The 26,865-nt window shown below is 60.6% G+C and carries 19 protein-coding genes; 11 read left to right on the top strand and 8 right to left on the bottom strand.

Annotated features, from left to right (window positions below):
- Positions 1-33: 33 nt before the first annotated feature.
- Positions 34-1,962: a transglycosylase SLT domain-containing protein gene (locus V6607_RS08670; protein WP_008437594.1), complete on the bottom strand. Its 1,929-nt coding sequence runs from the start codon at positions 1,960-1,962 to the stop codon at positions 34-36.
- 212 nt (positions 1,963-2,174) lie between these two features.
- Between V6607_RS08670 and V6607_RS08675 the strand changes: the two genes are divergently transcribed.
- On the top strand, positions 2,175-4,094 hold the full coding sequence (locus V6607_RS08675) for an ATP-binding cassette domain-containing protein (protein WP_003218986.1): 1,920 nt from the start codon (positions 2,175-2,177) through the stop codon (positions 4,092-4,094).
- Positions 4,095-4,292: 198 nt separating this feature from the next.
- Here V6607_RS08675 and V6607_RS08680 read toward each other — a convergent pair whose 3' ends face one another.
- Entirely contained in the window at positions 4,293-4,730 is a 438-nt protein-coding gene (locus V6607_RS08680) for a universal stress protein (protein ID WP_003218985.1), read from the bottom strand.
- 104 nt (positions 4,731-4,834) lie between these two features.
- Between V6607_RS08680 and V6607_RS08685 the strand changes: the two genes are divergently transcribed.
- The 7 genes from V6607_RS08685 to V6607_RS08715 all read left to right on the top strand — a co-directional run bounded on the left by V6607_RS08685 (position 4,835) and on the right by V6607_RS08715 (position 13,219).
- Positions 4,835-5,272, top strand: a complete 438-nt coding sequence (locus V6607_RS08685) for a hypothetical protein (RefSeq protein WP_003218981.1) — start codon at positions 4,835-4,837, stop codon at positions 5,270-5,272.
- Positions 5,273-5,724: 452 nt separating this feature from the next.
- The gene (gene fadB / locus V6607_RS08690) at positions 5,725-7,872 is read left to right on the top strand and encodes a fatty acid oxidation complex subunit alpha FadB (RefSeq protein ID WP_003218979.1); all 2,148 of its coding nucleotides are present in this window, start codon (positions 5,725-5,727) and stop codon (positions 7,870-7,872) included.
- 29 nt (positions 7,873-7,901) lie between these two features.
- Complete coding sequence (gene fadA / locus V6607_RS08695; protein ID WP_003218978.1) at positions 7,902-9,077, top strand: acetyl-CoA C-acyltransferase FadA; 1,176 nt, start codon at positions 7,902-7,904, stop codon at positions 9,075-9,077.
- 97 nt (positions 9,078-9,174) lie between these two features.
- Positions 9,175-9,411: a DUF1653 domain-containing protein gene (locus V6607_RS08700; RefSeq protein WP_008437597.1), complete on the top strand. Its 237-nt coding sequence runs from the start codon at positions 9,175-9,177 to the stop codon at positions 9,409-9,411.
- 114 nt (positions 9,412-9,525) lie between these two features.
- A complete protein-coding gene (gene topA / locus V6607_RS08705; protein WP_003218973.1) occupies positions 9,526-12,147 on the top strand; it encodes a type I DNA topoisomerase in 2,622 nt (873 codons plus the stop codon).
- Between the two features lie 127 nt (positions 12,148-12,274).
- Positions 12,275-12,796 (top strand): DUF6586 family protein, encoded by a 522-nt coding sequence (locus tag V6607_RS08710; RefSeq protein ID WP_003218971.1) that lies wholly within the window; start codon positions 12,275-12,277, stop codon positions 12,794-12,796.
- A gap of 189 nt (positions 12,797-12,985) precedes the next feature.
- Complete coding sequence (locus tag V6607_RS08715; protein WP_003218969.1) at positions 12,986-13,219, top strand: hypothetical protein; 234 nt, start codon at positions 12,986-12,988, stop codon at positions 13,217-13,219.
- A gap of 112 nt (positions 13,220-13,331) precedes the next feature.
- Here V6607_RS08715 and sulA read toward each other — a convergent pair whose 3' ends face one another.
- Together sulA and lexA are read right to left on the bottom strand one after the other, a co-directional pair.
- Positions 13,332-13,805: an SOS-induced cell division inhibitor SulA gene (sulA, locus tag V6607_RS08720; protein ID WP_003218967.1), complete on the bottom strand. Its 474-nt coding sequence runs from the start codon at positions 13,803-13,805 to the stop codon at positions 13,332-13,334.
- A 10-nt stretch (positions 13,806-13,815) separates the two neighbouring features.
- A complete protein-coding gene (gene lexA / locus V6607_RS08725) occupies positions 13,816-14,424 on the bottom strand; it encodes a transcriptional repressor LexA (protein ID WP_003172575.1) in 609 nt (202 codons plus the stop codon).
- A gap of 262 nt (positions 14,425-14,686) precedes the next feature.
- Between lexA and psrA the strand changes: the two genes are divergently transcribed.
- Positions 14,687-15,394: a transcriptional regulator PsrA gene (gene psrA, locus V6607_RS08730; RefSeq protein WP_087693656.1), complete on the top strand. Its 708-nt coding sequence runs from the start codon at positions 14,687-14,689 to the stop codon at positions 15,392-15,394.
- Positions 15,395-15,564: 170 nt separating this feature from the next.
- On the top strand, positions 15,565-16,575 hold the full coding sequence (gene nagZ / locus V6607_RS08735; protein ID WP_003218962.1) for a beta-N-acetylhexosaminidase: 1,011 nt from the start codon (positions 15,565-15,567) through the stop codon (positions 16,573-16,575).
- Positions 16,576-16,687: 112 nt separating this feature from the next.
- Here the strand turns inward: nagZ and V6607_RS08740 are convergent, their stop codons facing one another.
- The 3 genes from V6607_RS08740 to mfd are packed head-to-tail and all read right to left on the bottom strand — an operon-like array spanning position 16,688 to position 23,418.
- Positions 16,688-19,378, bottom strand: coding sequence for a DEAD/DEAH box helicase (locus V6607_RS08740; protein WP_134325961.1), 2,691 nt, complete (start codon positions 19,376-19,378; stop codon positions 16,688-16,690).
- Between the two features lie 9 nt (positions 19,379-19,387).
- A complete protein-coding gene (locus V6607_RS08745) occupies positions 19,388-19,957 on the bottom strand; it encodes a CsiV family protein (RefSeq protein ID WP_003218957.1) in 570 nt (189 codons plus the stop codon).
- 11 nt (positions 19,958-19,968) lie between these two features.
- A complete protein-coding gene (mfd, locus tag V6607_RS08750) occupies positions 19,969-23,418 on the bottom strand; it encodes a transcription-repair coupling factor (RefSeq protein WP_003218956.1) in 3,450 nt (1,149 codons plus the stop codon).
- Between the two features lie 339 nt (positions 23,419-23,757).
- On the opposite strand from mfd, the gene V6607_RS08755 reads away from it, so the two are divergent.
- Positions 23,758-25,221 (top strand): glyceraldehyde-3-phosphate dehydrogenase, encoded by a 1,464-nt coding sequence (locus V6607_RS08755; RefSeq protein WP_023659083.1) that lies wholly within the window; start codon positions 23,758-23,760, stop codon positions 25,219-25,221.
- A gap of 163 nt (positions 25,222-25,384) precedes the next feature.
- Here V6607_RS08755 and V6607_RS08760 read toward each other — a convergent pair whose 3' ends face one another.
- A complete protein-coding gene (locus V6607_RS08760; RefSeq protein WP_134325962.1) occupies positions 25,385-26,683 on the bottom strand; it encodes an MFS transporter in 1,299 nt (432 codons plus the stop codon).
- Positions 26,684-26,865 lie beyond the last annotated feature (182 nt).

A 26,865-nucleotide genomic window follows, 5' to 3' on the forward strand; every position in this document is an offset into this window, starting at 1 on the left:
CTCAATGCGGGCATTTTTTATGGGACGCGTTACTTACTGATCATCAAAATACCGCTCATGCCAATCCACCAGCGGCTGCGGTGCATTGAGCTTCTGCCCGTAGATCACCGAATAAGACAGCACGTTCTGCACATACTGGCGGGTTTCGTCGAACGGGATGCTTTCCACCCACACATCGAAACTCAGGTGATCGGCGCCGCGCAGCCATTGGCGTACACGGCCCGGGCCGGCGTTGTAGGCAGCGGTGGCGAGCACGCGGTTGCCGTTGAACTGGGCGTGGACCTGGCTCAGGTAGGCGGCGCCGAGCTGGATGTTCTTGTCCGGGTCGAGCACCTGCTGTTGCGAAGCCAGCGGGATGCTGAACTTTCGCGCAGTCTCCTTGGCGGTGCCGGGCATCAGTTGCATCAGGCCGGTGGCACCGACGCCGGAACGCGCGTCGTCCATGAAGGCGCTTTCCTGGCGGGTGATTGCAAATACCCAGCTGGAATGCACGCCGCGGACCTTGGCTTCTCGCACGAGGGTGTCGCGGTGGGCCATCGGGAAGCGGATGTCCAGGTCGTCCCAGTACTGCGCCTGGCTGATGGTGCGGATCGCCGGGAAGTACCACTTCATGTCATAGGCCAACTTGGCCTGGGCGACCATTTCGTCGCGGTTGAAGTGCCGGCTGACGTGGTACCACTCGCGGCGGCCATCAACGATCTGGCCACGGGCGTAGAACTCCAGGGCGCGGCGCACGCCCGGTGTGTTGCGTACCTTGTTCATCAGCGCCTGGCTCATCACCAGTGGCTTGTTGTTCAGTTGGTACGGGGACTGGGAGCGATCCGCCGCCAGGAAACCGTAAAAGTCTCGTTCCTTGGCCAGGCCCTTGTACATCACCAGGGCTTGCGGGTTCTTCGGCTCTGCCAGTTCCAGGCTGCGGGCCTGCCAGTAGCGCCAGCGGTTGGTGGTGGCCAAATCCTGGGGCAGCTTGCGGGTCAACTGGTAGGCGTCTTCCCAGCGGGCCAGGCGCAACAGCAGACGCAGGCGCCATTCGGAAACGGTGTTGTCCCGCAGTTCCGGATCGTATTTGGTCATCACGTCAAGGGCGCGCGGGTCGTAGCGACGCGCCAGGGTCAGGCCTATTTCCCGGGCGATCGACACTTTTTCGTCACGAGAGAAGTGCATGCTGCTGGCATAACCGTCGAGCAGGGCCATGGCCTTGTCCGGGTCCTGGCGTGCCAGGCGGCGCAGGCCCAGGCCTACGGCATCGGACATGGCTTCGTTGGCCGGCAGGAAGCGCGATGGGTCGCCGAGCATGTCGGGCTTCTGCGCCACGTCCACCATCAGGCGGCCCTGGGCGCCGAGGGTCGGCAGGGTCTTCACCAGGCTGTTGGCCAACGGATAGTTGCGGGCTTCGGCGGCCAGCTTGGCGCGGTCCCATATCTTCTGTTCGGTCAGTTGGCCGTCGGCGGCCCACTGGCCAAAGGTGGCATCACAGGCCGCAGGCTGGGATTTACCGGTCAGCCACAGCTTCTCGGTGGTTTTATAACCTTCGGCTTTTTGGTTGTGGGTCAGCTGGAATTGGCCATGGAGGCAGTCCAGTTCGACGAAATTGAGTTTGGCGTCGTAGTACTTTTCAAAGGTTTGCCAGTCGCCACGGTCGGCCAGCCAGCGCAACCAGCGCAGTTTCATCCAGTTGGCCTGGGGCAGGTCGCCGTTCTTGGCGAGGAATTGTTCGATCTCCTCGTTGCTGGCGGTTTTCAGTCGCGCCGTGAGCTCGTCGTAGGCGAGGTACGGCGTCAACGGGTAGTCGGCCAGGGCCTGGCTGTATTGGAAATACGGGCCGCTGTCGCCTTTGGCGAGGGCTCGTTTGGCTTCATCGTAATATTGACGTTGGGTGGTGAGGTCCACGGCCTGGGCAGATTGAACGGCGGTGGCAGAAAGAAGCAGACAAGATAAAAAGCTGAAAAGGCGACTGCGCATGAGACGTCCGTGCAGAGGAATCTGGACTAGTGCCGACGTCGCCGACACTGATTGCCCCTAGCTTAGCCTTTTGCCCGCAACCGGTGAAAGCTTTGCCGGTCGCTTCGTTCAAGTTCATCTGAAATGTCCAACAGAACGTGTCAGCGGCGAAAATGCCGGCCGCCTCGAGCCCTAAGTCAGGTAGAATGCGCGCCCAGTTTTTGGAGAAGCGTATGACCCTGCTCAAATTCAGCGATGTGTCCCTTGCTTTCGGCGCTATGCCGTTGTTGGACAAGGTGTCCTGGCAGATCGCCCGTGGTGAGCGGGTGTGCATCATCGGCCGCAACGGCACCGGCAAGTCCAGCATGATGAAGCTGGTAAAAGGCGACCAGAAGCCCGATGACGGCTCTGTCTGGCGCGCCCCGGGCCTCAAGATTGGCGAATTGCCGCAAGAATTGCCGGTGGCCGACGGACGGACAGTGTTCGACGTGGTTGCCGAAGGCCTCGACGGCGTGGGCGCACTGCTCGCCGAATACCATCACCTGGCGCAGAACTGCGTCACCGAAGCCGACCTGGACAAGCTGATGCACGTCCAGCAAGACCTCGAAGCCCGCGACGGCTGGCGCTTGCAGCAATTGGTCGACAGCACCCTGAGTCGCCTGCAACTGCCCGCCGACAAGACCCTCGCCGAATTGTCCGGCGGCTGGCGTCGCCGCGTCCTGCTGGCCCAGGCCCTGGTTTCCGAACCGGATCTGTTGCTGCTCGACGAACCGACCAACCACCTGGACATCGGCGCAATCGCCTGGCTTGAAGAAGCCCTCAAGGATTTCCAGGGCGCCGTGCTGTTCATCACGCACGACCGTTCCTTCCTGCAGAACCTGGCAACCCGCATCCTCGAACTGGACCGTGGCGGCCTGATCGACTGGAACGGCGACTACGCCAGTTTCCTGGTGCACAAGGAAGCCGCGCTGTCTGCGGAAGAAACCGCCAATGCCCTGTTCGATAAGAAGCTGGCCCAGGAAGAAGTCTGGATCCGCCAGGGCATCAAGGCCCGCCGCACCCGTAACGAAGGCCGCGTACGTGCCCTGAAAGCCCTGCGTGTCGAGCGCAGCGAGCGCCGTGAACGCACCGGCAAGGCCAATATCCAGCTGGACACCGCCGACAAGTCGGGCAAGCAAGTGATGGTCCTGGAAAACGTCAGCTTCCATCACCCGGACGGCCCGTTCCTGATCAAGGACTTCTCCATGGTCCTGCAGCGCGGCGACCGTATCGGCCTGCTCGGCGCCAACGGTACCGGCAAGACCACCTTGCTCAAGCTGATGCTCAACGGCCTGCAACCCACCAGCGGTACCGTGGAAGAGGGCACGCGCATCGACGTGGCCTACTTCGACCAGCTGCGCCACCAGTTGGACCTGGAAAAAACCGTGATCGACAACGTCGCCGAAGGTCGCGACTTTATCGACATCGACGGCCAGAGCCGCCACGTGCTGAGCTACCTGGGCGACTTCCTGTTCAGCCCGCAGCGGGCACGTACGCCGGTCAAGGCCTTGTCCGGTGGTGAGCGTGCGCGCCTGCTGCTGGCCAAGTTGTTCAGCAAGCCAGCCAACCTGCTGGTACTCGACGAACCGACCAACGACCTCGACGTGGAAACCCTGGAACTGCTGGAAGAGGTCCTGCTGACCTTCAACGGCACCGTGCTGATGGTCAGTCACGACCGGGCATTCCTCGATAACGTGGTCACCAGCACCCTGGTCTTCGAAGGCGAAGGCAAGGTGCGTGAATACGTCGGTGGTTATCAGGACTGGCTGCGCCAGGGCGGCTCGCCGCGCCTGCTGGGCGTGACCGAGAGCAAGTCCGGCAAGGCTGACTTGACCTCGGCCGTGGTTGCTCCAGTGGCTGCTGCTCCGGCACCAGCCCAGGAAGCACCTGCTGCGAAGAAGAAGCTCAGCTACAAGCTGCAACGTGAGCTGGAAGCACTGCCGGGTGATATCGACGCCAAGGAACAGCAGATTGCTGCCGTTGAAGCTGAAATGGCTGACGCGGGTTTCTACCTGCGTCCAGCTGCAGAAACCGCCAAGGTGATTGCATCCCTCGAGCAGCTTAACAGCGAGCTTGAAGCCCTGGTTGAACGCTGGGCCGAGCTGGATGCCTGAGTGATTCAAGCGCAATAAAAAACCCGGCGCTCATTTGTATGAGCGCCGGGTTTTTTGTATGAAACGCGGTTCAGATGTGGGAGCGGGCTTGCTCGCGAATGCGGTGTGTCAGTCCATATATTTGTCGACTGATCCACCGCTTTCGCGAGCAAGCCCGCTCCCACACAAGCCCGCTCCCACATTGGATTGCCGTTGGTCTTACGAGCTCTTGACCAGTTTCACGGCCAGCACATCGCAAGGTGCGCCGTGCAGCACGTCATTGGCGGTGGAGCCCAGCAGCAAGGCTAGGCCGTGACGGCCGTGGCTGCCGACCACGATCAGGTCGCAACCTTGCTCCTTGGCCAGGTGGTGGATTTCCTGGCGCGGCTGGCCGTAGGTCAGGTGGCTCTGGTCTTTTTTCAGGGCAGGGTATTTGTTGATCAGCCGGTCAAGGCGTTCCTTGGCCTGGTCGAACTGCTGCTGTTGCAGTTGGGAAAGGTCCATCGGCACATCGCCGCCAAAGGCCATAGCCATCGGTTCGACGATATGCACCAGGGACAGCTTCACCGAGTCGCCTGCAAGGCCTACGGCCCGCTTGATCACGGGGTCGCATTCTTCGGTCAGGTCCACGGCGACCAGAATATGTTCGTAGGGCATGAGGAGTCCTCCAAGGGAAAGCGATAAGTTCAGTATGGCTGGTTTCAAGCGGATGGGGTTGCGTCAGGTCAAATCCGCTCATCAAGAAATTCGGGAGTACACATATGACGGTCTGGATAGTGGTGTCAATCCTTGCGCTGGTTTTAAGCCCCCTGGCGTGGCTGCGTCCTTCGCGCCATTCGAGCGGGCGCATGGCTTTGCGCATGGAGGCGCGGCGCATTGGCCTGGCCATGCAACTGACGCCCCAGGAATGGCCGCACTGGCTCAAGCACGAGCCGCCAAGTCCGTGTGCCCAGTATCACCGGCCACGGCGTGGCACCACGCGGGTGACCTGGAGTTACTGGCAGTTGGAGCCGGGGGTTTGGGTCAATCAGTGGCAGGAAACCTGCGTCGATGAAAAGTTGTTGCCACATTTTGCGACGCTGCCGGCGAACGTCTACAAAGTCGAAGCCGACAAGCAAATGATCACCTTGTACTGGGGCGAGAAGGGCGAGTTGAGCGTGTTGCAGGACATTGACGCGGTGCTCAAGGCGCTGGCCTGAGATTCCTGCGGGCATTAAAAAGCCCGAAAGCATCATCGGGCTGGAGTTGGCCAGGCAGGCCGGTAATTCGTTTTACGTGCCGCTAGCCTAGCCGCATATTCGGTTCTGTACAGCCCTTTAAATCAAAATTCACATTATTGATTTCGCGAATGATTAAACATTGGCGGGGCGATGCCGGCTGCCCCGGGTTCTGAAATGACTGAAAAGTCGCGTTTTTGCGGCCCTTTCGAGCGATTGACAATTCTTCGGATTTGGCTGAAGGTGACGTACCCAAATCAAACGGGCGTATGAATTGAGCGTTTGTCTTTCAGACCGTTCGTACAGAATCCCGACTATCGCGTTGGCGGGTGTGCCTGGCAAATTGGCGTTAGCATCGACGGTAACGTCAGTGCCTACGCTGAATCCTGCGTCCGACGTGTACTGTTCAGCTTCCATATCGTGGAGATCAGTTGATGATTTACGAAGGTAAAGCCATCACGGTTAAGGCTCTTGAAAGTGGCATCGTCGAATTGAAATTCGACCTCAAGGGTGAGTCCGTCAACAAGTTCAACCGTCTAACCCTGAATGAATTGCGTCAGGCCGTAGACACCATCAAAGCAGATGCTTCGGTCAAGGGCGTGATCGTCTCCAGCGGCAAGGACGTGTTCATCGTCGGCGCTGACATCACCGAATTCGTCGACAACTTCAAGCTGCCCGATGCCGAGCTTGTGGCTGGCAACCTCGAAGCCAACAAGATTTTCAGCGATTTCGAAGACCTCAACGTGCCGACCGTTGCCGCGATCAATGGCATCGCCCTGGGCGGCGGTCTGGAAATGTGCCTGGCCGCCGACTTCCGCGTGATGTCTGCCACCGCGAAAATCGGCCTGCCGGAAGTCAAGCTGGGCATCTACCCAGGCTTCGGCGGTACCGTGCGCCTGCCGCGCATCATCGGTGCCGACAATGCCATCGAGTGGATTGCCGCCGGCAAGGAAAACCGTGCTGAAGACGCGCTGAAAGTCGGCGCCGTGGATGCTGTGGTGGCTCCCGACAAGCTGGCAGAAGCCGCGCTGAACCTGATCAAGGGCGCCATCAGCGGCGAATTTGACTACAAGGCCAAGCGTCAGCCAAAGCTGGAAAAACTCAAGCTCAACGCCATCGAACAGATGATGTCGTTCGAAACCGCCAAGGGTTTCGTGGCTGGCCAGGCCGGCCCGAACTACCCGGCGCCGGTTGAAGCGATCAAGACCATCCAGAAGGCCGCGAACTTCGGTCGCGACAAAGCCCTGGAAGTCGAAGCTGCCGGCTTCGTCAAACTGGCCAAGACCTCTGCCGCGCAGAGCTTGATCGGTCTGTTCCTGAACGATCAGGAACTGAAGAAAAAGGCCAAGGCCTACGACGAAATCGCTCGCGACGTGAAACAGGCTGCCGTACTCGGCGCCGGTATCATGGGCGGCGGTATCGCCTATCAGTCGGCGTCCAAAGGCACGCCGATCCTGATGAAAGACATCAACGAGCACGGCATCGAGCAGGGTCTGGCAGAAGCCGCGAAGCTGCTGGTAGGCCGCGTTGATAAAGGCCGCATGACTGCAGCGAAAATGGCTGAAGTGCTTAACGGCATTCGTCCGACCCTGTCCTACGGTGATTTCGGCCACGTCGACCTGGTGGTCGAAGCGGTTGTCGAGAACCCGAAGGTCAAGCAGGCGGTACTGGCTGAAGTTGAAGCCCAGGTGAAAGAAGACACGATCCTGGCGTCCAACACCTCGACCATTTCCATCACCTTGCTGGCCAAGGCCCTCAAGCGTCCGGAAAACTTCGTCGGCATGCACTTCTTCAACCCGGTGCACATGATGCCGCTGGTGGAAGTGATCCGTGGCGAGAAGTCCAGCGAGCTGGCCGTTGCCACCACCGTTGCCTACGCCAAGAAAATGGGCAAGAACCCGATCGTCGTCAATGACTGCCCGGGCTTCCTGGTCAACCGCGTACTGTTCCCGTACTTCGGCGGTTTCGCCAAGCTGGTCAGCGCCGGTGTGGACTTCGTGCGCATCGACAAGGTCATGGAAAAATTCGGCTGGCCAATGGGCCCGGCGTACCTGATGGACGTGGTCGGCATCGACACCGGCCACCACGGTCGCGACGTAATGGCTGAAGGCTTCCCGGATCGCATGAAAGACGACCGCCGCTCGGCGATCGACGCGCTCTACGAAGCCAAGCGCCTGGGCCAGAAGAATGGCAAGGGTTTCTACGCCTACGAGACCGACAAGAAGGGCAAGCAGAAGAAAGTGGCCGACCCATCGGTTCACGAAGTACTCGCGCCGGTCATCTACGAACAGCGTGAAGTGTCCGACGAGGACATCGTCAACTGGATGATGATCGCCCTGTGCCTGGAAACCGTGCGCTGCCTGGAAGACGGCATCGTTGAAACCGCAGCCGAGGCCGACATGGGCCTGGTCTACGGTATTGGTTTCCCTCCATTCCGTGGTGGTGCGCTGCGTTACATCGATTCCATCGGTGTGGCCGAGTTCGTTGCCCTGGCTGATCAATACGCTGATCTGGGCCCGCTGTACCACCCGACTGCGAAGCTGCGCGAGATGGCCAAGAACGGCCAGAGCTTCTTCGGTTAAGTGCCCAGACGACTAGAGCGAGAATATTTATGAGCTTGAATCCAAGAGACGTCGTGATTGTCGACTTCGGTCGTACTCCGATGGGCCGCTCCAAGGGCGGCATGCACCGCAACACCCGTGCCGAAGACATGTCGGCGCACCTGATCAGCAAATTGCTGGAACGTAACGTCAAGGTCGACCCGAACGAAGTCGAAGACGTGATCTGGGGCTGCGTCAACCAGACCCTGGAGCAGGGCTGGAACATCGCCCGCATGGCTTCCCTGATGACGCAGATCCCGCACACCGCTGCCGGCCAGACCGTCAGCCGGCTGTGTGGCTCGTCCATGAGCGCGCTGCACACCGCTGCCCAAGCGATCATGACCGGTAACGGTGATGTGTTCGTGGTTGGCGGCGTGGAGCACATGGGCCACGTCAGCATGATGCACGGTGTGGATCCGAACCCGCACATGTCCCTGTACGCGGCGAAAGCCTCGGGCATGATGGGCCTCACCGCTGAAATGCTCGGCAAAATGCACGGCATTACCCGCGAAGCCCAGGATGCATTCGGCCTGCGTTCCCACCAGTTGGCCCACAAGGCAACCGTGGAAGGCAAGTTCAAGGATGAAATCATCCCGATGAACGGCTACGACGAGAACGGTTTCCTGAAACTGTTCGACTACGACGAAACCATTCGTCCGGACACCACCCTGGAAAGCCTGGCGGCCCTGAAGCCGGCCTTCAATCCAAAGGGCGGCACCGTGACAGCCGGTACTTCGTCGCAGATCACTGACGGTGCTTCGTGCATGATCGTGATGTCGGCCCAGCGTGCCCAGGACCTGGGCATCCAGCCGATGGCCGTGATCCGTTCGATGGCAGTCGCAGGTGTGGACCCGGCAATCATGGGCTATGGTCCAGTACCGGCCACACAAAAAGCATTGAAGCGCGCAGGCCTGACTATCTCCGACATCGACTTCTTCGAGCTCAACGAAGCTTTCGCCGCACAGGCCCTGCCAGTGCTGAAAGATTTGAAAGTGCTCGACAAGATGAACGAGAAGGTTAACCTGCACGGCGGCGCGATTGCCTTGGGTCACCCGTTTGGGTGTTCCGGCGCTCGTATCTCCGGCACGTTGCTTAACGTGATGAAGCAAAATGGCGGCAACCTTGGGGTTGCAACCATGTGCATTGGCCTCGGCCAAGGCATCTCCACCGTCTTCGAACGTATCTAAACGTTTCGTTGACGGAAGCCGGGGCCCAGTGCCCCGGTTTTTGTTTTTTGGAATTTTTTATATTTTTTTTTAACAAATTTTGTAAGAGGGCCAGAGCATGAAAGTCGAACCAGGGCTCTACCAGCATTATAAAGGTCCGCAGTACCGCGTTTTTAATGTGGCGCGGCATTCCGAGACCGAAGAGGAAGTGGTGTTCTACCAAGCACTGTATGGCGATTACGGCTTTTGGGTGCGTCCCTTGAGCATGTTCCTGGAGACCGTCGAAGTTGACGGCGAACAGGTCCCGCGCTTTGCTTTGATGCAGGCCGAACCCAGCCTTTTTTCCGTGCAATAAAGGCAGGCCGCGCAGAATGCTGCGCTTGACCTCACCTTGTTGCCACTATATATAGCGTTGCCGCGTCAGGCGCCAACCGCCTTTCACTTCTCGAATTCAGGAATTTTCCGATCCATGGGCAAATCGCTGGTCATTGTGGAATCCCCGGCTAAGGCCAAGACCATCAACAAGTACTTGGGTAACGAGTACGTGGTGAAGTCGAGTATCGGCCATATCCGAGACCTGCCCACCAGCGGTTCGGCTAGCGCCAGCAAGGAGCCTGCCGCCAAGCGCGGCAAGGCGGCTGCGGGCGAAGGTCCGGTGCTCACGCCTAAAGAGAAAGCGCGCAAGCAGCTGGTCTCGCGCATGGGTGTCGATCCCGATCATGGCTGGAAAGCCAAGTACGAGATCCTCCCGGGCAAGGAAAAGGTCATCGAAGAGCTGCGCCGGCTCGCCAAGGATGCTGACACCATCTATCTCGCAACCGACTTGGACCGCGAAGGGGAGGCTATTGCCTGGCACCTGCGGGAAGCCATCGGGGGTGACGACAGCCGCTACAAGCGCGTGGTGTTCAACGAAATTACCAAGAAGGCGATCCAGGAAGCCTTCTCCAAGCCGGGCGAACTGGACATTGACCGCGTCAATGCCCAGCAGGCCCGTCGCTTCCTCGACCGCGTCGTGGGTTACATGGTCTCGCCGCTGCTGTGGGCGAAAATCGCTCGTGGCCTGTCCGCCGGCCGTGTGCAATCGGTTGCGGTAAAGCTGGTGGTGGAGCGTGAGCGCGAGATTCGTGCGTTCAACCCTGAAGAATATTGGGAAGTGCACGCTGACCTGGGCACTGCCAAGGGCAACAACGTACGCTTTGAAGTGGCCCGCGAGAAAGGCGAGGCCTTCAAGCCGCTCAACGAAGCCCAGGCCATGGCCGCGCTGGAGAAGCTCAAGGCTTCCAGCTACAGCATCGTCAAGCGTGAAGACAAGCCCACCAGCAGCAAGCCGTCGGCGCCGTTCATCACCTCCACCCTGCAACAGGCCGCGAGCAACCGCCTGGGCTTCGGGGTGAAGAAGACCATGATGATGGCCCAGCGCCTGTATGAAGCGGGCTACATCACGTATATGCGTACCGACTCCACCAACCTGTCGCAAGACGCGGTGGCGATGGCGCGTACTTATATTGAAAGCGAATTCGGCAAGAAGTACCTGCCGGAGAAGCCGAACGTCTATAGCAGCAAGGAAGGCGCACAAGAGGCTCACGAAGCGATTCGTCCCTCCGACGCCAACACCGAGCCAAGCAAGCTGAGCGGCATGGAGCGCGACGCTGAGCGCCTCTATGAGCTGATCTGGCGCCAGTTCCTGGCGTGCCAGATGCTGCCGGCGCAATACCTGTCGACGACTGTCAGCGTGGGTGCTGGTGACTTCGAGCTGCGTGCCAAGGGCCGTATCCTCAAGTTCGACGGTTATACCCGCGTGATGCCGCAAATCGCCAAGCCGGGCGACGACGATGTACTGCCGGACATGGCGCAGGGCGATGTGTTGAAGCTGATCAAGCTCGACCCGTCCCAGCACTTCACCAAGCCGCCGGCGCGTTATTCGGAAGCCAGCCTGGTCAAGGAGATGGAAAAACGCGGTATCGGTCGTCCTTCGACCTATGCGGCGATCATCTCCACCATCCAGGACCGCGGCTACGTGGCCTTGCACAACCGTCGTTTCTACTCGGAAAAGATGGGCGACATCGTCACCGAGCGCCTGTCCGAGAGCTTCTCCAACCTGATGGACTACGGCTTCACCGCCGGCATGGAAGAGAACCTCGATGACGTGGCCCAGGGCGAACGCGACTGGAAAAACGTGCTCGACGAGTTCTACGGCGACTTCAAGAAGAAACTTGAAGTGGCTGAAAGCGCCGAGAACGGCATGCGGGCCAACCAGCCGGTGATGACGGACATTCCGTGCCTCACTTGCGGTCGCCCGATGCAGATTCGTACCGCCTCCACCGGTGTGTTCCTCGGTTGCTCGGGTTACAGCCTGCCGCCGAAAGAGCGCTGCAAGGCCACCGTCAACCTGGTGCCGGGCGATGAAATCGCGGCCGATGACGAGGGTGAGTCCGAGTCACTGGTATTGCGTGGCAAGCACCGTTGCCCGATCTGCAGCACGGCAATGGATGCCTACCTGCTGGACGAGAAGCACAAGCTGCACATCTGCGGTAACAACCCGGATTGCAACGGCTACGAGATCGAAGAAGGCACTTACCGCATCAAGGGCTACGAAGGCCCGAGCCTGGAATGCGACAAGTGCGGCAGCGAGATGCAGCTCAAGACCGGCCGTTTCGGCAAGTTCTTCGGTTGCACCAACCCGACGTGCAAGAACACCCGCAAACTGCTGAAAAGCGGTGACGCGGCGCCGCCGAAGATGGACCCGGTGAAGATGCCTGAGCTCAAGTGCGAGAAGGTCAACGACACCTACATCCTGCGTGATGGTGCTTCGGGGCTGTTCCTGGCTGCCAGCCAGTTCCCGAAAAACCGTGAGACCCGTGCACCGCTGGTGATGGAGATCGTGCCCCACAAGGACGAGATCGATCCGAAGTACCACTTCCTCTGTGAAGCGCCGAAGAAGGACCCGGACGGTCGCCCGTCCGTAATCCGCTACAGCCGCAAGACCAAGGAGCAGTACGTGCAGACCGAAGTGGAAGGCAAGCCTACCGGCTGGAAAGCGTTCTACGACGGTGGCAAGTGGAAGGTCGAGGACAAGCGCCAGGGCGCTTGATACGATCAGCTACATGCACAAAGGCCGCCTTGATAGGCGGCCTTTTTTTTGCGCTTGCAGTGGCCTTGGCTGATCCGTGACACTGTTCAGCCAGCATCACGCCTTATTCGTTGTGGAGACTGCCTTCATGGCCAACGAACTCTATACCCGTACCAACCAGAAAATTTACTTCGCGGGTTTGTCCCTGGAAGCCCTTGGCCGTGCCGAGGAAGGAAAGGAGATGAACGCTATCGCGCTGGTACAGGCCGGGCGTGAAGCCGCGCTGTTCCACCTCTATGGCGCCTTGCTTGGCTTATGCCATGAGATCGCCGGGTTCTACCGTCTGCCGCAGGCCGGCTCGCCGCGTGCGGAAATGATCATCCACCGGGATGTGCTGGAGTCCATGGCCATCCCGGAGTTGGCCGAACTGGTGGAGATGGCGCAAAGCCCGGACAGTTGGCTGGCGCGCTTGCTGGTAGCCCACGCGGAGATGTTCCAACCGCCACGGGTGAAGCACACGCCCAAAGGCGATGTGACCCAGCCGCTGATCGTGGCCGTAAGCCTGGACGAAGAAGGACCCGAGCCGTTGAGCCGGGAAGAGCTGGAAAGCTGGCGGCAGGAGCTGAAGAAGCTGGCCATTCGGTTTCGGGATGGATTGAACGAGTGCTGAAGGCTTCTCGCTGACGCCTACCGCTCTTAGTGGCGAGGGAGCTTGCTCCCGCTGGGTTGCAAAGCAGCCCCAAGGCTTTTCAGGCCTGGCAGTGTCAGCTGTCGGAGGGCCGCGGCTCAGCCCAATGCGGGCAAGCCCGCTCGCCACAAGACTGATATAATGCCGGCCTTTCGTGGAGAACAGACTTTTATGCCAACGTCCTTTCTGGAAATTGTTGAGTTGCCCGACGGCCGAATCGAGCTGCGCCGGGCTGAGGACGAGGGTTCTCTGGTGATCTTGGATTTTTCCGAGGACGCAAAAGCGTTCCTGCAGGGCCAGCACGTGGAAGTGGCAAAAGCCATGTTGAGCGTAGGTGTGCAGATGGCGGGGCGCCTGGCTGAAGGCGAACCGGAAAAGGAAGACGGCCCGCGGATTCTTCACTGAGTCCGTCTGTCGACTTTTTTACAGGCTTCAATTGTGCAGATCGGCTTCTCAATTCTGAAGAAGCCTCGCGTCATGGCGGATCCTGACAGCTGTCAGTTACCCGCGTATCGTTTTATCCCAACCGAATGTTCAAGCTTTGCGCATCACCTGTGCGGGCGGCGCTGATCAGTTGCTGCCTGGCCGCTGTGGTCAGCGGGTTCAGCCAACTGACCACCGTATGGCTACGGCCCAGGCGCAAGGCTTCGCAGGTCAACTGCTGGGCGCTTTGAGCACCACGGGGTTGCAGCAACAGGATGCGTTCGCGGTTCAGGCCCGCATCCCGCAACCAGGCCTGGGTCAGGCTGGATGGCGGGGCGATCAGCGTCAACCAGCGGGCGTCCTGTTCCTCGCTCAGTTCGCGAAGGATCGGCGCCAACAGGCTCAGGCAGTTCCCGGCAGCACCGCGCAACGACAGTTCACTGAACGCCTCGGGTTCGGCGCTCCAGGGCGCTTCGACCACTTCCTTGAGGATGGGCGCAAGGGGCTGGGCCATAAAGGCCTCAAACAGCGACAGTTGAGTGTGTTGTGGGGTCTGTAGGAACTGCATGATGCCTCCGTTAGCGGCGAATAACGCCGACGCTCAAGCCTTCAATCACCAGGTCCTGATCCTTCAGGTTCACTTCAATCGGCGCGAACTCGGGGTTCTCGGCCAGGAGCCAGACCTTGCTGCCTTCGCGCTTGAAGCGTTTGACCGTCACTTCATCGCCGATACGGGCGACGACGATCTGGCCATTGCGGGCTTCACGTGTGGTGTGGACGGCCAGCAGGTCGCCGTCGAAAATGCCCACGTCCTTCATGCTCATGCCATGGACCCGCAACAGGTAGTCGGCACGGGGATGGAAGAAGGTCGGGTTGATGTTGCAGGATTCCTCGACGTGCTGTTGCGCCAGGATCGGCGCACCGGCTGCGACGCGGCCGATGATCGGCAGTGTCGACTCGTCGGCCTTGGCTTCGAAGCCAGGGATACGAATACCGCGTGAAGCACCCGGGGTCATCTCGATCGCGCCTTTGCGGGCGAGGGCCTTGAGGTGTTCTTCAGCGGCGTTGGGTGACTTGAATCCCAGTTCCAGCGCAATTTCCGCCCGGGTCGGCGGGTAGCCGTTGTCATCGAGGCAGCGCTTGATAAAAGCCAGAATCTCAGCTTGGCGTGGCGTCAGTTTTAGCATGTTGATCGCTCTGTCTTTTTATACAGTGACTGGGATTATATACAGTGGACTGCGCTTGGCAATCACCGTTTTCAGTCACTCCGCTGGACGGTCATTTATCACCTGTCCTACACACTGGAGACAGCGCTGCCTACAGACCTTGGCGAATGTGATTAAATGGCCATGAAATAGCTGACCGGCCAGCCGCAAACCGACCTGCAGGCTTGACAAGACATAGCTTGAAACGTATGTTTCAAACAAGTGTTTGTCAGGCGGAGTAGCCATGGCCCAGTCGGAAACCGTTGAACGCATTCTCGATGCTGCCGAGCAGTTGTTCGCGGAAAAAGGATTTGCTGAAACTTCATTGCGGCTGATTACCAGCAAGGCCGGGGTCAACCTGGCGGCAGTGAACTACCATTTCGGCTCCAAGAAGGCGCTGATCCAGGCCGTGTTCTCACGTTTCCTGGGGCCTTTCTGCATCAGCCTCGACCGTGAGCTGGAGCGTCGCCAGGCCAAGCCTGAAAACAAGCCAAGCCTGGAAGACCTGCTGGAGATCCTCGTCGAACAAGCCCTGGTGGTTCAGCCACGCAGCGGCAACGACCTGTCGATCTTCATGCGCCTGTTGGGCCTGGCGTTCAGCCAGAGCCAGGGCCACCTGCGCCGCTATCTGGAAGACATGTACGGCAAGGTGTTCCGCCGCTATATGTTGCTGGTCAACGAAGCCGCCCCGCGTATCCCGCCAATCGAACTGTTCTGGCGCGTGCACTTCATGCTCGGTGCCGCGGCATTCAGCATGTCCGGGATCAAGGCACTGCGTGCGATTGCCGAGACCGACTTCGGCGTCAACACCTCCATCGAGCAGGTCATGCGCCTGATGGTGCCGTTTCTCGCCGCCGGCATGCGTGCCGAAACCGGCGTCACCGACCAGGCCATGGCCGCCGCCCAATTGCGCCCGCGCAGCAAGTCAGCACCGGTCCCGGCCAAGGTTTAACCCCTCCCGGGTGTGCGCGGCCGCTTGCATCCGCTAAGCTAGCCGCCCATGCCGATTTCAGCTATTTATCCACAGCTCGTTGCGCTCGCTGAGCGTCCGTCTCCAGATTCAATCCTGGCGATGCGATCTCGCGGGGGCTTCGGGCTGCGTGCGTTATTTAAGGAAGCTATATGACCCAAGCCCTGCAAGGCTCTTTGATGGTGGACGTAGCCGGCACCTGGCTGACGGCTGAGGATCGCCACTTGTTGCGTCAGCCCGAGGTGGGCGGCCTGATCATTTTTGCACGCAATATCGAGCATCCTCGGCAGGTGCGTGAATTGAGCGCGGCGATTCGCGCCGTGCGCCCGGACCTGTTGCTGGCGGTCGATCAGGAAGGCGGCCGAGTGCAGCGCTTGCGTCAGGGGTTTGTGCGTCTGCCGGCGATGCGTGCCTTGGCCGACAACCCGAATGCGGAGCAACTGGCCGAGCAGTGCGGTTGGATCATGGCAACCGAGGTGCTGGCGGTTGGCCTGGACCTGAGCTTCGCCCCGGTGCTGGACCTCGATTATCAGCGCAGCGCCGTTGTGGGCACTCGCGCCTTCGAAGGCGACCCCGAGCGCGCCGCCGTGCTCGCGGGCGCCTTCATCCGTGGCATGAACAGCGCCGGTATGGCGGCCACCGGCAAGCACTTCCCCGGCCACGGCTGGGCCGAAGCCGATTCCCACGTCGCCATTCCCAACGACGAGCGCAGCCTGGAACAGATTCGCGCCAATGACCTGGTGCCTTTCGCGCGCCTGAGCAAGCAACTGGCAGCCGTCATGCCGGCCCATGTGATTTATCCACAAGTGGACGCGCAACCGGCCGGCTTCTCCCGGCGCTGGTTGCAGGACATCCTGCGTGGCGAGTTGCAGTTCGACGGGGTGATCTTCAGTGACGACCTGTCGATGGCGGGGGCTCATGTGGTCGGTGATGCTGCCAGTCGTATTGAGGCGGCGTTGACTGCCGGTTGCGACATGGGCCTGGTGTGCAACGACCGCGCCGCCGCCGAGCTGGCCCTGAGTGCCGCCCAGCGCATGAAGGTCACGCCGTCGGCGCGTATCGCGCGGATGCGTGGTCAGGCGGTGGCGTCGACCGAGTACAAGCAGGATCCGCGTTGGTTGGCGGCGTTGGGTGCGCTGCGGGATGCTCAGTTGATCGACTGACAACTGCGGTGCGCCCTTCGCGAGCAAGCCCGCTCCCACATCCGACCGCATTCCTCCAGGGTATATGCGGTCAAATGTGGGAGCGGGCTTGCTCGCGAAGGCGATCTAACAGTCAGCGCTTTTCCTGCTTATGAGGCAACGGCGCAAACAACGCCTCGATATCCTCATTCCCCAACTTCCAATCTCCCGTCGTCCGCCCATCCAGAACGCCCGCCGCCAGATCAGACTTTTCCTTCTGCAAATGCTGGATTTTCTCTTCCACGGTGCCCCGGGCAATCATCTTGTAGACGAATACCGGCTTCTCCTGGCCGATGCGGTACGCACGGTCGGTGGCCTGGTTTTCCGTGGCCGGGTTCCACCACGGGTCGTAGTGAATCACCGTGTCGGCTTCCGTCAGGTTAAGTCCGACGCCGCCTGCCTTCAGGCTGATCAGGAAGATCTGCAGCTTGCCGCTCTGGAAGTCTTTCACCGGCGTGCGCCGATCCCGCGTCTGACCGGTAAGCAGCGCATAAGCCACGCCACGCTTCTTCAACTCGGCCTCGATCAGGCTCAGCATCGAAGTGAACTGGGAAAACAGCAGAATCCTGCGGCCTTCGGCAAACAGCTCTTCGAGCATCTCCATCAAGCTGTCGAGTTTGCCCGAGCTACTGCCCTTTGCCGGCAGGGTTGCATCATTGACCAGGCGTAAATCACAGCACACCTGGCGCAACTTGAGCAGCGCCTCCAGGATGATGATCTGGCTGCGCGCCACACCCTTGCGGGTAATCTCGTCGCGGACTTTCTTGTCCATCGCCAGGCGCATGGTTTCGTACACGTCGCGTTGGGCTTCGTTGAGGTCGACCCAGTGGATGATCTCGGTCTTGGGCGGCAGCTCGGTCGCCACCTGCTCCTTGGTGCGACGCAGCAGGAACGGCTTGATCCGACCATTAAGGTGCTGCAATCGCACATCGCTGCCGCGCTTTTCGATCGGTACGCGGTAATCGCGGTTGAAGCTCTTCACGTCCCCCAGCCAACCCGGCAGCAGGAAGTGGAACAGCGACCACAGCTCGCCCAAGTGGTTTTCCAGCGGTGTACCGCTGAGGCACAGGCGCTGGCGGGCGTTCAGCTCGCGGGCCGCCTGGGCCGCCTTGCTGTTGGGGTTCTTGATGTACTGCGCTTCGTCAAGGATCAGCACGTGCAAGGGCAGGGCGGCCAGTTGCTCGATGTCCTTGGGCAGCAGGGCGTAGGTGGTCAGCAGCAGGTCGTAGTCCTGCAACTGAGGGAAATGTTTCTTGCGCCCCGCGCCGTACAACGCCATGACTTTGAGCTGCGGCGTGAAGTGCGCCGCTTCGTCGAGCCAGTTCGGGATCAGGCTGGTGGGCATCACCACCATGCACGGGCGGTCCAGGCGTCCGGCGATTTTCTCGCTGAGAATATGCGCCAGGGTTTGCAGGGTTTTGCCCAGGCCCATGTCATCCGCGAGAATCCCGCCGACGTCGAGTTGGCGCAGCGACTGCATCCAGCTCAGGCCTTCCAGTTGATAAGGGCGCAACGTTGCGTTCAAGCCTTCCGGCGCTTCGCAGCTGAAATCCTTGATGTCCCGCAGGCGCTGGGCGAAGTTGCGGATCTTTTCGCCGCCTTCCCATTGCAGCGGCAGGTCTTCCAGCGGGTTCAGGCGAATCGCGTCGGCCTTGGCCAGGCGCAGCGCGGTGGTGCCGGGCTCTTGCAGGTAGAACTCGCCCAGGGTCGCCAGTACCGGTTTCAGCCGGCCGTAAGGCAGCGCGACTTGCAGCGGGCCGTGGCCGTTGGGCAGGCCGGGAATGTTCACCAGGATCAGTTCGTCATCGCGACGCCGGGCGAGTTTTTCCGGGTTGAGGATCTCGGTGTGAGAGCGCATCAGGTTCAACAGGATCGGCAGAAGACTCAGGCGTTCGCCGTTGACGATGATCCCCAGTTCCAGGTCGAACCAGTCGCGCTCCGGCATCTCGTCGACGCTGGCGTACCAGTCGTCGACGGCGCTCAGGTCGAAGCCGAAATCTTCATCGATCTGTAGTTCCCAACCCTGGGCGCGCAGGTTCGGCGAGGCATTCAGGGTGAAGTTCAGCCACGCGCTGTCATTGACCATCTCGAACAGCTCGCCGGCGCTTTCCGGCAGGGCCTTGCTCTGGCGGGTGGCGATCTTGAAGCCCAGCAGGCGCAGCTGTTCGCGAAACTGCTGCTCCACCTCGGGGTGGCGCTTGATCCGCAGGCTCTGCTGTTCCTGGCGCACGATAATGTCGGCGTTCTTCTGGCCGCTGACGTAGTTGCCCAAATAGTTGAAGGACAACGCCGCGCGATGCTGGATATAACGCTGCATCTTGCCGTTGCGCGGTTCGAAGGCACTGAACTCGATACTCGCCAGCCACAGGCGCGGCACCGGTTGCACGTCTTCCATCACCACTTGCGGCAACACCACGCGGTTATCCAGCACCGCCTGGAGCTTCTCCAGCAACTCGGCATCCTGGGCCGCCGCCGGGTAGGCCAGGGTTTCCTGGACCTTGAGCAGCACGGCGGCGATGTGTTTGCAGTTGGTGTGCACGGGGCACGTGCAGCGGCTGTCCACCAGGATCAACGTGCCCTTGGCGGATTCGCGCAGCGAAATGGTCTGGCGGTAGACATTGCCACCCGAGCCTTCGCAGCTGGCAATGATGGTGCTGTCGCCGGACTCGACGATACGCACGCGGTTTTCCAGGGCGTAGCGCCGGCCACGCTCGAGGCTTTGCTCTTTAAAGCGATTGGCCCACGAAGGGGCCAGGGGTTTGGTCAACGACGACGTCAGGGGCATGGTGCTGGATCAGTCCTGGACATCGGGCGGTGGAGCGCTGGGCGGCTTGGCGGTCAGCGAAGTGATCTTGATCAGCAGGGCGAGGTGGCCGCCGTCCAGGTAGTTGAGCTGGTTGTTCTTGGTGCGCACGTCTTGCTGGCTGAGGTGTTCGCTGGCGATGACGCTGCCGTTGGCGTCGAACTGGTTAACCCAGAAGTCCGCGTCGATATCGGTAAAGCGCCCAAGCTGCAGGTTCAGGGTGCCTTCGATGGGGAACTGGCCGAACTGTTCCTGGCCATCGCTGATGGCCAGCTTCACCGGTTGCTCACCGAGATTCTGTTCCCAGGACTTGTGCAGCAATACGGTGTAGTCGCTGCTGGCTTGCAGCTTCTCGACAATATTGCCCAGTCGTGGCGGGCTCATTTTGTCAGTCCCCAGGCGTGGTGCGCCGGCGTCCCAGTTTTCCGGCGCCGCACGGCTGTTGATCACCGGCTCGGCGTTCTGGCGCACCAGGATCATCTCCACCAGGTACGGGCTGTCGGCGAACGCCGAAGGCGCAACGACCACCAACAACAAGCTCAAAATGCGGAACAGGCGCATTGGGGCGTCCTTCAAGCAGATTTCGGGATGAGGCGCTCAAACAGCGCCTCCAGTGTATTAAAGCGTTCTTCGGCGCGTTCCATCGGCACCATGAATTTGAACAGCGTAGCCCCTTCGAACTTGTAGCGATTGGGCTGGCCCTGAATCAGCTTGATCAGCACCAGTGGGTCCACCGGCGTCTGCGCTTCGAACTCGATACGCCCGCCTTGCGGGCCTGCGTCGACCTTCTTGATGCCCAGTTGCTCCGCCTGCAATTTGAGCAGGGTCAGGCGCACCAGGTTCTTGGTCGGCTCCGGCAACAGGCCGAAGCGATCGATCATCTCCACTTGAAGGTCCTTGAGACCTTCTTCGTCGGTGGCCGAGGCGATGCGCTTGTACAGGATCAGTCGCGCGTGCACATCCGGCAGGTAGTCTTCGGGGATCAGCGCCGGCAGGCGCAGGTTGATCTCCGGGCCGCCACCCAGCGGTTGGTCGAGGTTCGGTTGTTCGCCCTTGCGGATGGACTTCACCGCGCGCTCGAGCATTTCCATATACAGGGTGAAGCCGACGGCCTGGATCTGCCCGCTCTGGCCGTCGCCCAGCAGTTCGCCGGCGCCGCGGATTTCCAGGTCGTTGGTGGCCAGCACAAAGCCGGCGCCGAGGTCCTGGGTGTTGGCGATCGCTTCCAGGCGCTTCTCGGCGTCGGAAGTGATCTGCTGGCGCGGCGGTGTCAGCAGATAGGCATACGCCTGGTGGTGACTGCGCCCGACCCGGCCGCGCAGCTGGTGCAGCTGCGCCAGGCCGAACTTGTCGGCGCGCTCGATGATGATGGTGTTGGCGCTCGGCACGTCGATGCCGGTCTCGATGATGGTCGAGGCGATCAGCACGTTGAAGCGCTTGTGATAGAAGTCGCTCATCACCTGTTCGAGTTCGCGCTCGCGCATCTGCCCGTGGCCGATGGCGATCCGTGCTTCCGGCACCAGTTCGGCGAGGTCGGCGGCGCATTTCTCGATGGTTTTTACATCGTTGTGCAGGTAGTACACCTGGCCGCCGCGCAGCAACTCGCGCAGCAGGGCTTCCTTGACCGTGCTTTTGTTCTGCTCCATGACGAAGGTGCGCACCGACAACCGGCGCGCCGGCGGCGTGGCGATGATCGACAGGTCGCGCATGCCCGACACCGCCATGTTCAGCGTGCGCGGAATCGGCGTGGCGGTGAGCGTCAGGATGTCGACTTCACTGCGCAGGGCCTTGAGCTGTTCTTTCTGGCGAACCCCGAAGCGGTGCTCTTCGTCGATGATCACCAGCCCGAGGTTCTTGATCTTCACGTCATCCGACAGCAGCTTGTGAGTGCCGATGACAATGTCGATCTTGCCTTCCGCCAGGTCGGCGATGGCCGCATTCACTTCCTTGGCCGATTTGAAGCGGCTCATCACCTCCACAGTCACCGGCCAGTCGGCAAAGCGGTCGCGAAAGCTGTTGTAGTGCTGCTGGGCGAGCAGGGTGGTGGGGACGAGGATCGCCACTTGGCGGCCACCGTGCACCGCAATAAACGCTGCGCGCATTGCCACTTCGGTCTTGCCGAAGCCCACGTCGCCGCACACCAGGCGGTCCATCGGCTTGGGCGCCAGCATGTCGGCGCGCACGGCGTCGATGGTGGTTTGCTGGTCCGGGGTTTCTTCGAAGGCGAAGCCGGCGCTGAAGGTGGCGTAGTCGGCTTTTGGGTCGGCAAACGCATAACCTTCGCGGGCGGCGCGGCGGGCATAGATGTCGAGTAACTCGGCGGCCACATCGCGTACCTGTTCGGCGGCCTTGCGCTTGGCTTTCTGCCAGGTCTCGGAGCCCAGGCGGTGCAACGGCGCGAGGGCGTCGTCGCTGCCGGTGTAGCGGGCGATCAGGTGCAGGTTGGCCACGGGCACATAAAGCTTGGCGCCCTCGGCGTATTCCATGGTGAGGAATTCGGCCACCTGGTTGTCGATCTCCAGGGTCTGCAGGCCCAGGTAACGGCCCACGCCGTGGTCGATATGCACCACCGGCGCGCCTTCGCGCAGTTCGGTGAGGTTCTTGATCACCGCATCGTTGTTGGCATCGGCGCGCTTTTCCCGGCGGCGGCGCTGCATCACCCGTTGACCGAACAGCGGGCTTTCGGCAATCAGTGCCAAGGCCGGGTCGTCCAGCAGCAGGCCTTCGTCCAGCGGTGCGATGGTGATCGCCAGGCGGTCCTTGCTCGCGACAAAGTCCGGCCAGCTGTCGACGGTTTTCGGCCGCAGCTTCAGGCGTTCCAGCAACTCCAGCAGCACCTCGCGGCGCCCGGCGGACTCGGCGGTAAACAGCACGCGGCCGGGGAAGTCACCGAGGAAATTCGACAATGCTTCCAGCGGCTGGTTGGCCTTGGCTTCAATCGCCAGGTTCGGCAGCGCTTGCGCCGGAAAGCGCTCGCGGCCGGCGCCTGCATCCACGTCCTGCTGGCTGGCGACTACTCGCGGCCAGTTTTTCAGGCGAGCGAAACAGTCTTCCACCGGCAGGAACAGCTCGGCCGGTGGCAATAAAGGACGGGACGGGTCGACGCGGCGTTCTTCATAACGGTTGCGCACGTCATTCCAGAAATTCTCCGCTGCCTGTTCGATGCCTGGCAGCGAGAACACCTGGGTGTCCTGAGGCAGGTAATCGAAGAGCGTGGAGGTTTCGTCGAAGAACAGCGGCAGGTAATACTCGATACCGGCGGGGGTAATCCCGCTGCTCAAGTCCTGGAAGATCGGGCAGCGACGGAAATCCACGTCGAAGCGCTCGCGGAAACGTGCCTTGAAGCGCGTGACCGCGTCTTTTTGCAGCGGGAACTCCCGGGCCGGCAGCAGCTTGATCGACTGCACCTTGTCGATGGAGCGCTGGTTTTCCGGATCGAAGGTGCGCAGGGTTTCGATTTCGTCGTCGAACAGGTCGATCCGGTAGGGCAGTTTGCTGCCCATCGGGAACAGGTCGATCAACGCGCCACGCACGGCGAACTCACCGTGCTCGTACACCGTGTCGACGCAGCGATAACCGCTGGCCTCAAGCCGGGTGCGCATTTGCTCCACATCGAGCTTCTGGCCGATATCCAGCACCAGGCTGCTGCCCAGCAGGAACTTGGTCGGTGCCAGGCGGTGCAGGGCCGTGGTGATCGGCACCACCAGCACGCCGTGGGCCAGTTCCGGCAAGCGGTACAGGCTGGCGATGCGCTGGGAAATGATGTCCTGGTGCGGCGAGAACAGATCGTAGGGCAGGGTTTCCCAGTCCGGGAAATGCAGTACCGGCAAATCGGGGGCGAAGAAACTCAGCTCCTGTTCCAGCCGCTCGGCACTTTGGCTGTCGGCGGTGAGCAGCAGGGTAAAGCGCTTGGCAGCGCTGGCAGCCTCGGCGATGGCCAGGCTCAGGGCGGCACCGGGCAGATTGCCCCAGTGCTGTTTACCTGCCGCGGCAGGGAGAAGCGGTAGACGCAGAACGGGCACGGAAGGTTGAGCTCCAAGCGTTGCGACAAAGTCGGTAATTGTAACGGCCCGGAGTGCCGCCTGTCAGTTGCTGACTGAGCCTATTACGGTTTGTAGGAAATGTAGTGGCTAAGACAAACAAAGGTGCCTTTTGACTCATTATGTAGTGCCGAAATCGGTGTATGTTTCGGAGGGTTACGGACACTTTGTCACATTGGTCCAACAGGGGGTGCGCTGGAAGCCGCGTATTTACTGGGCTGCAGAGGGGCGATATTTTTTTGCAAGGGGTTTTGTTGCGGGCCGCGCATTGCTCCGAGGGCGGTCGGGCGGCATAATGTAGCCCCTTTTTTCTGCCCCTACATGTGGAAGGTTCCCGTGACTCAGAAGCCCGACCAGTGTCTTGGTGAATGGATCGACCGCGAAGCACTCGCTGAAGCGATGATTCCGCTTATCGGTCAGCTATACCGCAATAACAACGTGGTGAGCTCGATCTATGGCCGCAGCCTGATCAACCAATCAGTCATCGCGATTCTCAAGGCTCATCGCTTTGCTCGCCATCGTTCTGCCGACGATAGCGAACTCTCCGTCCACGAAACATTCCCTCTGCTTAAAGCCATGAGCGAGCTCAAGCTCGGCGCGGCTTCGGTAGACCTGGGCAAGCTGGCCTATAAATTCCGCAAGGAAGGCGCTGGCCGCACCGCCGAGCAGTTCGTACGTGAAGAAATGGCCGACGTGGTTGGCCAGCAAAACGCCGCAGCCCGCAAAGGCACCGACGTTGTGCTGTACGGTTTCGGTCGTATCGGCCGCCTGCTGGCGCGCATCCTGATCGAAAAAACCGGTGGCGGCGACGGCCTGCGCCTGCGTGCCATCGTGGTGCGTAAAGGTGCTGAAAACGACCTGACCAAGCGCGCGAGCCTGCTGCGTCGTGACTCGGTCCACGGTCCGTTCAACGGCACCATCGTCATCGACGAAGAAAACAACACCATCACCGCCAACGGTAACCTGATCCAGGTGATCTACGCGAAGAACCCGTCTGAGGTGGATTACACCCAGTACGGCATCAAGGACGCACTGCTGGTGGACAACACCGGTGTGTGGCGTGACGCCGAGGGCCTGGGCCAGCACCTGGCGTGCCCGGGTATCGACCGCGTTGTCCTGACTGCGCCTGGCAAGGGCAAGCTGAAGAACATCGTGCACGGCATCAACCACGGTGAAATCACCGCTGACGACAAAATCGTGTCCGCCGCTTCCTGCACCACCAACGCCATCGTGCCGGTGCTGAAGGCTGTGAATGACAAGTTCGGCATCGTTAACGGTCACGTTGAAACGGTTCACTCGTACACCAACGACCAGAACCTGATCGACAACTTCCACAAGGGCGATCGCCGTGGCCGTAGCGCCGCGCTGAACATGGTGATCACCGAGACCGGTGCTGCCACCGCTGCTGCCAAGGCCCTGCCTGAGCTGGCCGGCAAGCTGACCGGTAACGCGATCCGTGTTCCGACGCCGAACGTGTCGATGGCCATTCTCAACCTGAACCTTGAGAAAGCCGCCACCCGTGAAGAGATGAACGAGTACCTGCGCTACATGGCGCTGCACTCCGATCTGCACAAGCAAATCGACTTCGTCAATTCGCAGGAAGTGGTTTCCACCGACTTCGTGGGCTCGCGCCACGCCGGTGTGGTGGACGCTGAAGCGACCATCACTCAAGACAACCGCGTTGTTCTGTACGTCTGGTACGACAACGAATTCGGTTACAGCTGCCAGGTGGTTCGTGTGATGGAAGACATGGCCGGGGTTAACCCGCCAGCATTCCCGCGCTAAGCATCAGCGGTAAATGAAAAAGCCCCGACTGGTTCGGGGCTTTTTTATGTCTGTTGTTTTTGTGTTGCTTGTACCGGCCTCATCGCAGGCAAGCCAGCTCCCACATTTTGATTTGTGAATACATTTCAAATGTGGGAGCTGGCTTGCTCGCGAAAGCGACCTATCAAGCGCCGCCGACTACAGAGGCCTGCGCGGTACGCAGTTCATGCCGGTTGCCCTTGAACAGAATCAATGTGGCGATCAAGCCCAGCACCGCCGCGCCGCTGAGCCAGATGCCCGGTGCGGCCTTGTTGTCCAGCACGTGGATCAGGTAGGTACAGGCCGCCGGAGTAAAGCCACCAAAGGTTGCCGTCGCCAGGCTGTAGGCCAGGGAGAAACCGGTGGTGCGCACTTCTACCGGCATGATTTCGGTCAGCGCTACAACCATCGCGCCGTTGTACGAGCCATACAGGAACGACAGCCAGAGCAGCACGATCAGCAGATGGCTGAAGCTCGGATTGGCCACCAGCCAGGACAGCGCTGGATAAGCGGTGAGGATCGCCAGAATAGTCGCCCCCAGCAGCAGGGGTTTACGCCCGATCTTGTCGGACACCGCGCCCATCACCGGCAGCCAGATGAAGTTCGAGATGCCCACGCACACGGTGACCAGCAGCGCGTCGAAGTCCGAAAGGTGCAGTTCGGCCTTGCCGAAGGTCGGGGTGTAGGCGGTGATCAGGTAGAACGACACGGTGGTCATCACCACCAGCGCCATGCCGGCGATGACGATGCCGAAGTTCTGGCCGATCGAGCGGACGATTTCCTGCAGGGTAGGGCGGTGTTTGCGCGCCTGGAATTCCGGGGTTTCTTCCAGGGAGCGACGAATCACGAAGATCACCGGCACGATCAGGCAGCCGATCAGGAACGGCACGCGCCAGCCCCAGTCACCCATTTCTTCCGGGCTGAGCCAGTGGTTCAGGCCTACGCCCAGCAGGCCGGCGAATACCACGGCGGCTTGCTGGCTGGCGGACTGCCAGCTGACGAAGAAGCCTTTACGGCCTGGAGTGGCGATTTCCGCCAGGTACACCGACACGCCGCCCAGTTCGACACCGGCGGAGAAGCCTTGCAGCAGGCGGCCGAACAGCACCAGCAACGGCGCCGCGACGCCCAGGGTGGCATACCCGGGAACGCAGGCAATCAGGATGGTACCGGCGGCCATCATCGCCAGGGTGATCACCAGGCCTTTTTTACGGCCGTGACGGTCGATGTAGGCACCGAGGAAAATCGCGCCCAGAGGACGCATCAGGAACCCGGCACCAAAGGTCGCCAGGGACAGCATCAGGGACGCGAACGCGCTGTCGGTGGGGAAAAATGTCTTGGCAATGGCCGTGGCGTAGAAGCCATAGACCATGAAGTCGAACATCTCAAGGAAGTTACCGCTGACAACGCGAAAGATCGCCTTGCCCTTGCCCGTTGTAGTGGACATGTCATGCACTCATTTTGGCTATCTTATTAGTAATCCCTGGTCGCAACCGTCCTTGCTGTTGAAGCTCTGGCACGAGGCTGGCGCTGAACAGTTTTGTAACGATATGTGTATAAGCCACCACAGGCAACAAAAAACCGATAGCAAGCTGGCAAATTGCCGCAGGCCTCCGGGTGATGAAAATC

Origin of the sequence: Pseudomonas sp. KK18 (genome assembly GCF_037094675.1) — a bacterium.
GTDB lineage: Bacteria > Pseudomonadota > Gammaproteobacteria > Pseudomonadales > Pseudomonadaceae > Aquipseudomonas.